Below are 11,907 nucleotides of genomic sequence, written 5' to 3' on the forward strand. Positions count from 1 at the left end.
AGAAGAGGATTGCCGATATTAAGGTGACCGAGACTCCAAGGTGAAGTATCGGATACTTGATCTGGAAGAATGCCCTGGATGCGGGGAGCTTATCTTAATGAAAAGAGGAATTGCACATGATCGATCCAAGCGTGAAGCAGGACCTGCGTGAAATAGGCAAGAAACTAACAAATCTTAGGGGGTCTCTTTGACTTAGATCTTAAGCAAGAGATGATTGAGAACTTCGAAGTGAAGATGTCCGCCCCGGATTTCTGGGATGATAATGATAAGGCACAAGCTTTAATCGCCGAGCTGAACGCGGTAAAGGGATCTGTGGATCAATACACCAAGCTGCAGCAGGATTATGACGATGCGGTGATGATGGCAGAACTGGCTGACGAAGAAGGCGATGATGATCTGGCCGTGGAGATCGGCAACAGCGTGACAGCCATCGTGAGCAAGGTAGAAGAGTTCGAGCTACAACTTCTCCTGAATCAGCCGTATGACAAGATGAATGCGATTCTGGAGCTTCACCCGGGTGCTGGTGGTACCGAGTCACAGGACTGGGGACAGATGCTGATGCGGATGTATACACGCTGGGCCGAGAAACGTGGCTTCAAGGTTGAGGTGCTGGATTATCTGGCAGGAGATGAAGCTGGAATCAAGAGTGTCACGTTATCCATCAAGGGGCATAATGCTTATGGGTATCTGAAAGCCGAAAAGGGTGTCCACCGGTTGGTGCGGATCTCACCTTTTGACTCCTCTGGACGTAGGCATACTTCCTTCGTATCCTGTGATGTAGTTCCTGAGATTGATGACACCATTGAATTGGACATTCGGACAGAAGACCTCAAGATCGACACGTACCGTGCGAGTGGCGCGGGTGGACAGCATATCAATACCACCGACTCAGCCGTACGGATTACTCACCTTCCAACAGGTGTGGTTGTAACGTGCCAGAATGAACGGTCACAGATCAAGAACCGTGAGCGAGCGATGACGATGCTTCGTTCCAAATTGTATGAGCGTAAAATTGAAGAACAAAAACAACATCTGGACGAAATCCGAGGAGAACAGTCGGATATTGCGTGGGGTAGCCAGATTCGCTCCTATGTATTCCATCCCTATAGTATGGTAAAGGATCACCGTACGAGCGTAGAGACTGGAAACACAGGAGCAGTAATGGATGGCGACCTCGATGGATTCATCGACGGTTATTTGCGCAGCCAGATTAAAGTAGAAACCGATTAATCAAAAGTTCCTGTATAGACCCGATACGTGTAGACGTATGCTGGTGTATACAGGGGCTTTTTTTTGAGCATATATACAAAAAAAAGGAGAGCACGATGACATGCAAGAGCAACAGCAGTTACACAATAACCGCAAGAAGAGGTTAACCACTCTCATTCCCTTGAACGGCCCCTGGAGAAACGTGATGGATACCGTATCCATCATATTAGGTTCGTTTTTGATTGCCGTGGCCTTTAATTTATTTTTACTACCGAACCAGATTGCTTCAGGCGGGGTGTCTGGGCTATCGATATTAGGCAAACATTGGCTGGGGCTTGAACCGGCATACACCCAATGGGCTATTAATATTCCGCTTCTGATCGCGGGTTTTCTCCTGATTGGCAAGCAGTATGGAATTCGTTCTGTACTTGGCAGCATTGTACTGCCACTGTTTGTATATCTCACGAAAGACTGGGCCATTCCAACGGCCAATCCTCTGCTTGGTGCTCTCTATGGGGGAATAGGGGTTGGACTCGGTATTGGAATCGTATATCGGGGAAGAGGATCAACAGGGGGCATGAGCATTCTTGCTAGGATCGTACAGAAATACAGCGGACTGAGTTACTCTATTTGCGTAGTGATAATGGATGCTACTGTCATTATTATGGCTGCCTTTGTGTTGTCATTGGAACAGTCACTCTTTGCCCTAATCGGGTTATACGTTACAGGAAAAGTAATTGATGCCATCGAAATGGGACTTGGTTATTCCAAGGTAGCTTACATTATTTCCAACCAGACCGAACCGATTACGAAGGTGATTCTGGATGATCTGGATCGTGGACTGACGAAGCTGGAGGCAAAAGGTGGCTACACCGACGATCAGCGAACCGTACTGATGGTGGTCGTCGGACAGAATGAGGTGCCGAGACTGAAAGCCTTGATCCGGTCTGTGGACCCGGGGGCTTTTGTCATTATTAGTAATGCGCATGAAGTACTGGGCGAAGGCTTTAAGCGTGGGGAATTGTAAGGTACAGCGAGTAGGGCACTCTAACATTGAACTTAACATTCACATAATAACAGAGAGCAATGTAGAGGTTATTCGTTTAACTTATAAGAAGAAAGTAAACATATAATCTAAAAAAGCAGGTACTCCTCCACCAGACATGACTGGAAAGGAAGCACCTGCTTTTTGTTTTGTCTTTTGAACGAAAATTGCTGTACTACAGAATCGGAGACAGCAGACGAGAGATCGCTTCTTTGAAGCGAATCTTCACACTGCGTTTATTGTATTCCTCTAGCGTCATCTCACGGGATACAAGAAGATCATGCTCAAACGTCTGCACAAGAGTAGTCGCAATCGCCTCATCATACATAAAAGCATTTACTTCAAAGTTTAATCGGAAGCTGCGGTAATCAATATTTGCGGTTCCCACAGATGCGATCATACTGTCGATAATGAGTGTTTTGGCATGAATAAAGCCATTATCGTAAATAAATACGGTTGCTCCCACTTTTAACAACTCACCGATATAAGATAGCGTAGCCCAATATACAAAGGCGTGATCCGGTTTATTTGGAATCATAATGCGAACATCAATTCCTGACAAGCACGCCAGACGAATGGCTTCGAATACACTGGCATCTGGAATAAAATAAGGCGTCTGAATCAGAATGGAATGTTTGGCTCCATTAATCATTTTCAAATAACTGTTCTTGATATGCTCTGTCTCTGCATCCGGTCCGCTGGATACAATCTGCATGGCAGTTGTTCCTGTGCCCTCAATATGAGGGAAATGCGCCGGAACATATGGTGTATCGTGCTGCTTAGACGCTTCATTCCAATCCAGAAGAAAACGGGTCTGAAGAGCATGAACAGCATTACCCTGAATACGTAAATGAGTATCGCGCCAGTAACCGAACTTGGAATTCAAGCCGAGATATTCATCCCCTACATTAAACCCGCCTGTATATCCAAGGTTGCCGTCAATGATGACGATTTTGCGGTGATTTCGGTAGTTCATACGCAGGTTAATCAGACTGAATTTGGATGGGAAAAAGACCTCAACCAAACCGCCTGCTTCGCGCAATTCTTTGAAAAAGCGTTTGGATACCCGCCGTGATCCCAGCGCGTCATACAGCAGACGAACTTTGACACCTTCGCGCGCTTTACGGATGAGTGCATCCCGGATTCTTTTACCGAGTCGGTCACTTCTATAAATGTAATATTGCACATGAACATGATCTTGCGCTGCCTCGATATCATCGAGCAACCGCTGAAATTTGTCTGTCCCGTCGGTAATAATCTCGACCGCGTTGTCTTCGGTCAACAGAGCATCGTTTTGCTTCAGGTTCATATAAATCATGTCCTGACTACTCTCTGTCGCTTGATTACGGAAAGGTGTTCTGTTGTCTTGCAGCTGTGCAAGCTGGGAAGCAATACGTTCTTCAAGCCCAAGCTTCTTGCGCTCTTTCCACTGGAAAAGTCGGTAGCGCGTCAGGTTTTGCCCTGTTAATAAGTAGAGTACAAACCCGAACACCGGAATAAAGTTCAAGACGAGCAGCCAAGCCCAGGATGCACTGGCATCCTTTCGTTCGAAGAAAACGACTGCTGCAGCGAAAATAATATTCAGGCCCAGGAGTACAACAAGTAAAATGGATTCGATATGCACTGTAGTCCCCCATGTCTCATAATGACCATCATGAATCCATTCATAAACCCTTCATCGTGTAGATTGATTATGAATTAGACCCTGGTTGTAATGTTTCCTATAATACGTATTTTAGCAGAAGTATACGGGTTCGTCCGCAGATGTTGGAAAGATATGTTCGGAAGCGATGAGAATCCATGTAAAATTGATGATAGAGTGTTGTATTTATATAACTAGAGTCGTATAATAATACACAAATATGCATAGAAGCGACGGAATTGCTGTATGAAAGCTCATTGGGAGCAGGAGAACAGTATAAGTAGCGCATACGACAAGATTGGGGGAGCGAGAGTGAATAACAAATTAAAAGTGGCAATCGTCGGTTCCACCGGCTACGGCGGGGTGGAACTGATTCGTTTTTTCCAGAACCATCCGCAGGTTGAAATTACTTCGGTAATCTCTTCATCCAGCAGTGGTGAGTCCATCGCAGATGGATTCCCGCATTTGACGGACGTGATTCAGAGGCCGCTTGATGGTGTAGACCCGGCTGAGATCGCAAGTCGTGCAGATCTGGTGTTCACAGCGACCCCGTCTGGTGTAAGCGCAAAGCTCGTTCCGAGCCTGCTTGAAGCAGGTCTAAAGGTCATTGATCTGTCTGGAGATTTCAGACTCAAGGATGGAACGGTGTATGAAGAGTGGTATAAACATCCGGCACCATCTGCTTCATTGCTGGAACAGGCGGTTTACGGTATGGCAGAGGTGTATGGAGACGAAGTGAAGGGCAAGAACTTTATTTCCAATCCAGGCTGTTACCCAACGGCTACGTTACTTGGATTGATTCCAGCTGTTGAGGCAGGATGGATTGATCCTTCCAGTATCATTATCGATGCCAAATCTGGCGTATCGGGTGCGGGACGAGGAACAAGTCTGACGAATCATTATGCAGAAATGAATGAGAATTTCAAAGCATATAAACTGAACAAACATCAGCATATTCCCGAAATCGAGCAAGTGCTGGGGAATATCACTGGAACTCCAGTCACAGTAACGTTCACAACTCAACTGGTGCCGATGACTCGCGGGATCATGAGTACGATGTATGCCAATTTAACTGGTGAACACAGTGACCGTGAAATCGTTGATCTGTACCGCAAATATTATGAAAATCGTCCGTTCGTGCGTGTACGTGAGCCAGGGATCTGGCCTTCGACGAAGGAAGTGTACGGATCGAACTATTGTGATATCGGATTTGCGGCTGATCCTCGTACAGGTCGTTTGACGATTATTTCGGTCATTGACAACCTAGTAAAAGGTGCATCCGGGCAAGCCATTCAAAATATGAACCTGATGATGGGATGGGAGGAGAACCTCGGGCTGAACATGACGCCGGTATATCCATAAGGTTTGAATCATTGGGAGAGCGTCTAGACGCAATCTCGAAACCATGTGGGGAAGACGGATCAGGCAAAGCAAGCGGACAATCGGCATGCAGCCGAACGCATAACGGGGGATAAACATATGGGAACAAATGTGGAGCAAAAGGCTTTTACAATAGTTGAGAACGGAACGATTGTAACCCCGCGCGGGTTCACTGCTGGTGGACTGCACTGCGGATTGAAAAAAACTTCTCGTAACGACATCGGAGCGATTCGCTGTGACGTGCCGGCAACTGCAGCTGCGGTATATACAACGAACGTGTTCCAGGCCGCACCTCTGAAAGTCACACGTGAGAGCTTGAGCAATGGACGCCTTCAGGCAGTCATCGTGAACAGTGGGAATGCCAATGCGTGTACTGGACAACAAGGTGAAGAGGATGCATACGCAATGCGTACGGCGGCTGCACGTGAATTGGGAGTAGCAGAAGAGGATGTTGCTGTCGCTTCTACAGGTGTCATTGGTGAATTGCTGAAGATGGACGCTGTACACTCAGGGATTAGCGGACTTCCGGCACGTTTAGGTAGCGAGGTGAATGAGGCTGAACAGTTCTCCCAAGCTATTCTGACAACCGATTTGGTGAAAAAGGAAGCCTGCGTCTCCGTTGAGGTGAACGGCAAAACGATTACCATTGCAGGTGCCGCCAAGGGATCGGGGATGATTCATCCGAATATGGCGACCATGCTGGCCTTTATGACTTCTGATGCGGTCATTGGTGCAGAAGCGTTGCAGCGCCTGCTGCGCCAGGCGACCAATCATACATTCAACATGATTACGGTAGATGGAGATACGAGCACGAACGACATGCTTGTAGCAATGTCCAGTGGTCTGGCAGGTAACGAAGAACTGACCTTGGAACATCCGGATTGGGAAGCTTTTGCTGCCGGATTTACTTATGTGTGCGAAGTGCTTGCCAAAGCCATTGCGCGCGATGGTGAAGGAGCAACCAAGCTGGTAGAAGTACAGGTAACGGGTGCAGTAAGTGATGAATCTGCGCAAGCTATTGCAAAGACCGTCATTGGTTCCAGCCTGGTGAAATCCGCCATGTTTGGAGCTGATGCCAACTGGGGACGGATTATTGCAGCCGTAGGGCGAGCAGGACAGCCGGTGAACCCGGAGACGGTTGATATCCGTCTGGGAGAAATCCCTGTACTTGCACAATCCCGTCCAGTCGAATTCGACGAAGAAGCGGCGCTGGCCTACTTGCAGACGGATACCGTACGCATTGTGGTCGATCTGCACCACGGCGAGGGAACAGCCATCGCTTGGGGCTGTGACCTGACGTACGACTATGTACGAATTAACGCGGCATATCGCACGTAATAAGCAACTATTTATATTTACACGTTAACGGAGAATGCAGAACCAATCTGAAGAAGCGTAGCGTGCGCCTTTATCCCCGGATTTTACCCTTTTGAAAAAGGGATCAATAAAATCTGGGGATAAGAGCGATCGAAAGATGGTACTGCAGTCGAAGTGGCCGAGTGTAACGATTCATAGTTCATTATACGAAATACGAAAGGAGTGCCCTCATGAATTCAACATTGCAAAATAAGAGTACCGGAACTGAGGCAGGTGCCGAGAAGCAGACGTTTGTAATGAAGTGCGGAGGCAGTACGCTGGCGGCATTGCCTGAATCCTTTTTTGCAGATCTGCGTGACTTGCAGTCCCAGGGAACTCAGCCTGTCATCGTGCATGGCGGCGGCCCTGCGATCTCGGATAATTTGGCGAAGCTGGGTATTGAGAGTGAGTTTGTGAACGGATTGCGTAAGACAACGGAACCCGTGTTGGATGTCGTGGAGATGGTTCTAGCGGGGAGTATTAACAAACAGATCGTACGCCTGATCCAACGTGTTGGTGGACGTGCGCTGGGCTTGTCGGGTGTGGACGGTGGTTTGATCCAGGCGAAACCAGTTAGCAACCATGCAGAGATTGGTTGGGTAGGCGACGTAAATGGCGTTAATGCGGAGATTATTCAAGGCATTGTGGAAATGGGCTATATGCCAGTTATCGCGCCAGTTGGTGTGGATGCATCCGGTCAGCGTTATAACATCAATGCGGATACAGCCGCAGGTGCGGTAGCTTCCCATCTCGGAGTGAGTCGGATGATCGTAGTGACTGATGTCCCTGGCATTATGAAGAATGTAGGTGGCGAGAAAAAAGTACTGCCATCCGTCTCTGTACAGGAGATTGAGGATATGATCCAAACCGGAGAAATCTATGGCGGCATGATTCCAAAGGTGCGCGCAGCCATCGCTTGTATTCACGGCAAAGTGCGTGAGGTCATCATCGTAGATGGTAGCGAACCACAGATCCTGAGCCGTGTGCTTGGCGGAGAAACGATCGGAACCCGAATTATCCGTATGCAGTAATTTGCTCTCAGTGCGATAGGGTCTTAATAGTCTTATATTATATAAAAAAATATGTACACGTTTTTTTGTGAATCTGGCATAGCACGATAACGAAGAGTGCAGAACCAATCTGAAGAAACAAAAACGCGAGAACGGAGAGGACAGAAATAACCTGAAGAAGCGGAGCGTGCGCCTTTATCACTGGATTTCCACCTTTAAACAATTAATCAAAGAAATCTGGGGATAACAGTGATCGGAAGGTTGTTCTGTCATCGAAGTGGTCTAGTGTTATGTTTTATTCACCCTAGAAGTGTACCAACAAATAAGGAGTGATAGGTGATGGCAAAAGGCAATGAACAGCCAGGTTCTGGCACAGAAGTAGCGGGCGTAGCAGCGACAGGTGCAGCGGCACAAACGGAAAGCTCTCTTTTCCAAACGTATGCGCGTTATCCAATCAGTCTGGTCAAGGGTAAAGGCAGCTGGCTATGGGATGATCAGGGCAATCGTTATCTTGATTTCATGTGTGGGTTGGCTGTAACGAGTCTGGGCCATGCACCGGAGAAAGTCGGAGCCAAGCTGAAAGCTCAGATTGATGAGCTGTGGCATGTATCCAACCTGTTCCAGATTCCTGGTCAGGAAAAAGCTGCGGCTTTGTTGACAGCCAATACATGCGCAGACGCCGTATTCTTTTGTAACAGTGGTGCAGAAGCGAATGAAGCGGCAATCAAACTGGCTCGTCGCTATCACCAGAAGGTAAAAGGCACAGGTCGGTACGAAGTCATTACATTTGCCCAATCCTTCCACGGACGGACACTCGCAACTTTGACAGCAACTGGACAGGATAAGGTGAAAGAAGGATTTTTGCCATTGCCAGCCGGATTCGTAACCGTACCATTGCATGACACAGCGGCTCTCGAAGCTGCGATCGGACCCAATACAGCAGCGATTATGCTGGAGATGGTGCAAGCCGAGGGTGGCGTGCATCCGGTCAAACCAGATTTTGTTCACCACGTTCGCAAACTGTGTGAAGAGCACGGATTACTGTTGATTGTAGACGAAGTGCAGACGGGAATGGGACGTACAGGCAAACTGTTCGCGCATGAGCATTATGGCATTGAGCCCGACATTTTTACAGTGGCCAAAGGTATTGGGAGTGGATTCCCTGTAGGTGCGATGCTGGGTAAAGGTTATTTGAAAGATGCGTTTACTGCGGGTAGCCATGCGACGACGTTTGGGGGTACACCACTTGCTTCCTCTGTTGTCATTGCAACGATTGAAACCATGCTCGAAGACCACCTGCCAGAGCGTGCAGCTGAAATGGGCGAATACCTGATGAACTCTCTGCGGGAGCGTTTGGCTGGTAATTCGTTTGTAAAAGAAGTTCGGGGTATGGGGCTGCTTGTTGGAATCGAATGTGCTGAAGCGGTAGGCGATATCGTGCTTGCTGGTCAGAAGAAAGGCATTCTCTTTGTTTCCGCAGGACCGAATGTCATTCGTCTGCTTCCAAACTTGTATGTGAGCAAGGAAGAGATCGATGAGGCGGTATCCTTGGTTGCTACGTTGATTGAAGAGCATGTGGCTGCAAAGAACGCCTAATAAGGCTTTATACAAGCAATACTTTTAGGATGAGTCAACGAGTTAATGTTACGTTCTCCCATCTGAATATAATCGGTTTTCCCCCTGCAAAATGCAGGAACCTTTCTGACTCGGGGCCTTCGCGGGCCTCGAAGCGGAACAAAATGATGAATCATGAATCCCTGTAGCCGCGCGGTAAACTAGCGGAAGATGAAAGGGAGTAGTCGGATGGCAAGATCTCAACCTTCTACACTCTTCTGTCCATGCGGGTGCAGGGAACCGGAAATAAGGAGGACAACACTAACATGACACAAGCGCAACAGAAGGAAAAGGTACAGAAGGTCGATCTTAGAGGCCGTGATTTTATTGAATTTACAGATTATACAGCGGAGGAAATTCGCTATTTGCTTGACCTTGCGATTGAGATTAAAGGCAAACAAAAAAACGGCGTACCGTATCAGCCACTCCAAGGCAAAACGATCGGACTCATTTTTGAAAAATCATCTACACGTACGCGTGTATCCTTTGAAGTCGGCATGTTCCAACTGGGTGGACACGCGCTCTTCTTGAGCAAAAATGATATTCAACTTGGTCGCGGGGAAACGACACATGATACAGCCAAAGTCCTGTCACGTTACCTGGACGGCATCATGATTCGGACCTTTGGACACCATAATGTGACTGAACTGGCACAACATGCGGATGTTCCAGTTATTAACGGCCTGAGCGATGCAGCGCATCCATGCCAGGTACTCGCAGACTTCCAAACCGTGCTGGAGCACAAAGGCAAGCTGGAAGGTCTGAAAATGGCTTATGTCGGAGACGGCAATAACATGGCCCATTCCCTTATGCTTGGTGCTGCCAAGATGGGCATGCATGTAGCCGTAGCGACTCCGGAAGGTTATGAGCCTGACAGCTCAGTGGTAGAGCAGGCGCGCAGCATTGCACAGGAGAGCGGCTCACAGGTGACTGTGACTTACAGTGCACAGGAAGCTGTGAAAGATGCAGATATCGTCTATACGGATGTATGGGCGAGCATGGGTTTTGAAGAGGAACAAAAGATTCGTGAACAAGCATTCGCTGCGTATCAGGTGGATGAGGAACTGATGAAAGGCGCGAAGCCGGATTACATGTTCCTGCACTGCCTGCCAGCTCACCGTGGAGAAGAAGTGAGTGCCGGAGTTATTGACGGTCCAAACTCTCTGATCTTTGATCAGGCGGAGAATCGTCTGCATGCACAGAAAGCGTTAATGGCCGCGTTAATGAGCGAATAGACGCTGTTTGCCTGAATGGGTTGATTTTAGGCACAGATTTCGCGAAGATAGATTAAGCAACTGAACTTGGGGAGGACCATTGAACATGGCTAAGGAAAAAATCGTACTCGCTTATTCTGGCGGGTTGGACACATCTGTAATTTTGAAATGGTTGAAAGAAACGTATGATGCGGAGATTATCGCATTTACGGCGGATATCGGACAAAAGGATGAACTGGACGGCCTTGAGGAAAAAGCACTCGCTACAGGCGCTTCCAAAGTGTACATCGACGATCTGCGCGACGAGTTCGCCAAAGATTTCATCTATCCAATGTTCCAGGCAGGTGCCCTTTATGAAGGACAGTATCTGCTTGGTACAAGTATCGCACGTCCACTGATCGCTAAACGTATGGTCGATATCGCTCGTGCAGAAGGCGCTACTGCGATTGCTCACGGCGCTACGGGTAAAGGGAATGACCAGGTTCGTTTTGAGTTGAACGCAGCTGCGTTAACACCAGACATTCAAGTCATCGCACCTTGGCGTCTGGAGGAATTCCGCAACCAGTTCCCGGGACGTGCTGAGATGATTGCTTATGCTGAAAAACACGGCATTCCGGTAACCGCATCGGCGGCTAAACCATACTCCACAGACCGTAACCTGCTGCATATCAGCTATGAGAGCGGTGTGCTCGAAGATCCTTGGTTCGATCCAAGTACGAACGAGAACAAGGACATGTTCCTACTCAGCAGTGCACCTGAAGATGCACCGGATCAAGCGGAATATGTTGTACTTGATTTTGAACAAGGTAATTGTGTTGCACTGAATGGTGAGCGTTTAAGCCCACTGCAAGTGATGGAGCAACTGAACGAACTTGGTGGTAAACATGGTATTGGTCGTGTGGACATGGTTGAGAACCGCTTTGTCGGCATGAAGAGCCGTGGCGTATATGAGACACCGGGTGGAACTATTCTGTTCACGGCACACCGCAAAATGGAATCCATCACGATGGACCGTGAAGTCATGAACTTGCGTGACAGCCTGATCACACGATACAGCACACTCGTTTACAACGGCTTCTGGTTCGCACCGGAACGTCTGGCGCTGCAAGCACTGGTAACGGAAAGCCAGAAAAATGTAACAGGTACCGTTCGTGTGAAACTGTATAAAGGTAACATCATTGGCGCAGGTGTGAAAAGCCCTGTCAGCTTGTACAACCCGGACATTGCCACAATGGAAGCAGATCCAACACAAGCATACGATCAAGGGGATGCAACGGGCTTTATCCGCCTGAATGCATTGCGTTTGAAAGTAAATTCCGGTGTGGAGCAAAAGAAAAACTAATTTCATCTGCATATAGAGCATCACGATTATAACTGACAAGGCGGGCCGTTCTTGCACATCTGGCAGGAGCGGCTTTGTCCATGAGCGAAAGGGGA

General features: G+C 48.1%; 9 protein-coding genes. 8 read left to right on the forward strand and 1 reads right to left on the reverse strand.

Translation table 11 applies throughout. From position 1 onward, the window contains the following. The first annotated feature begins 116 nt into the window (after positions 1 to 116). Positions 117 to 1,230 (forward strand): peptide chain release factor 2 gene (gene prfB / locus ACDJ58_RS30145; RefSeq protein ID WP_301880022.1). Its coding sequence is split into 2 segments (ribosomal slippage): positions 117 to 188 and positions 190 to 1,230, totalling 1,113 coding nucleotides; the frame shifts between segments, so codons are not numbered across the junction. Positions 1,231 to 1,330: 100 nt separating this feature from the next. Next, positions 1,331 to 2,236: a YitT family protein gene (locus ACDJ58_RS30150; RefSeq protein ID WP_413374364.1), complete on the forward strand. Its 906-nt coding sequence runs from the start codon at positions 1,331 to 1,333 to the stop codon at positions 2,234 to 2,236. 193 nt (positions 2,237 to 2,429) lie between these two features. On the opposite strand, the gene cls is transcribed toward ACDJ58_RS30150, so the two are convergent. Next, complete coding sequence (cls, locus tag ACDJ58_RS30155) at positions 2,430 to 3,878, reverse strand: cardiolipin synthase (protein ID WP_413374365.1); 1,449 nt, start codon at positions 3,876 to 3,878, stop codon at positions 2,430 to 2,432. A gap of 330 nt (positions 3,879 to 4,208) precedes the next feature. Here cls and argC point away from each other — a divergent pair, with 330 nt between their 5' ends. From argC to ACDJ58_RS30185, 6 genes are all read left to right on the forward strand, one after another. Continuing rightward, complete coding sequence (argC, locus tag ACDJ58_RS30160) at positions 4,209 to 5,258, forward strand: N-acetyl-gamma-glutamyl-phosphate reductase (RefSeq protein WP_072733584.1); 1,050 nt, start codon at positions 4,209 to 4,211, stop codon at positions 5,256 to 5,258. A 117-nt stretch (positions 5,259 to 5,375) separates the two neighbouring features. Continuing rightward, entirely contained in the window at positions 5,376 to 6,614 is a 1,239-nt protein-coding gene (argJ, locus tag ACDJ58_RS30165; protein ID WP_413374366.1) for a bifunctional glutamate N-acetyltransferase/amino-acid acetyltransferase ArgJ, read from the forward strand. Positions 6,615 to 6,823: 209 nt separating this feature from the next. Next, on the forward strand, positions 6,824 to 7,663 hold the full coding sequence (gene argB / locus ACDJ58_RS30170; RefSeq protein WP_413374367.1) for an acetylglutamate kinase: 840 nt from the start codon (positions 6,824 to 6,826) through the stop codon (positions 7,661 to 7,663). Positions 7,664 to 7,981: 318 nt separating this feature from the next. After that, positions 7,982 to 9,238, forward strand: a complete 1,257-nt coding sequence (locus ACDJ58_RS30175) for an acetylornithine transaminase (protein WP_413374368.1) — start codon at positions 7,982 to 7,984, stop codon at positions 9,236 to 9,238. 284 nt (positions 9,239 to 9,522) lie between these two features. Continuing rightward, positions 9,523 to 10,491 (forward strand): ornithine carbamoyltransferase, encoded by a 969-nt coding sequence (gene argF / locus ACDJ58_RS30180; protein WP_413374369.1) that lies wholly within the window; start codon positions 9,523 to 9,525, stop codon positions 10,489 to 10,491. Between the two features lie 85 nt (positions 10,492 to 10,576). Beyond that, a complete protein-coding gene (locus tag ACDJ58_RS30185; protein WP_413374370.1) occupies positions 10,577 to 11,812 on the forward strand; it encodes an argininosuccinate synthase in 1,236 nt (411 codons plus the stop codon). Positions 11,813 to 11,907: the final 95 nt, after the last annotated feature.

This window comes from Paenibacillus taichungensis (assembly GCF_047302525.1).
Lineage (GTDB): Bacteria > Bacillota > Bacilli > Paenibacillales > Paenibacillaceae > Paenibacillus > Paenibacillus taichungensis_B.

Coding starts and splice junctions, on each gene's coding strand:
- ACDJ58_RS30150 (WP_413374364.1), top strand. CDS start 1,331: ATGCAAGAGCAACAGCAGTTACACAATAACCGCAAGAAGAGGTTAACC.
- argJ (WP_413374366.1), top strand. CDS start 5,376: ATGGGAACAAATGTGGAGCAAAAGGCTTTTACAATAGTTGAGAACGGA.
- argB (WP_413374367.1), top strand. CDS start 6,824: ATGAATTCAACATTGCAAAATAAGAGTACCGGAACTGAGGCAGGTGCC.
- ACDJ58_RS30175 (WP_413374368.1), top strand. CDS start 7,982: ATGGCAAAAGGCAATGAACAGCCAGGTTCTGGCACAGAAGTAGCGGGC.
- argF (WP_413374369.1), top strand. CDS start 9,523: ATGACACAAGCGCAACAGAAGGAAAAGGTACAGAAGGTCGATCTTAGA.
- ACDJ58_RS30185 (WP_413374370.1), top strand. CDS start 10,577: ATGGCTAAGGAAAAAATCGTACTCGCTTATTCTGGCGGGTTGGACACA.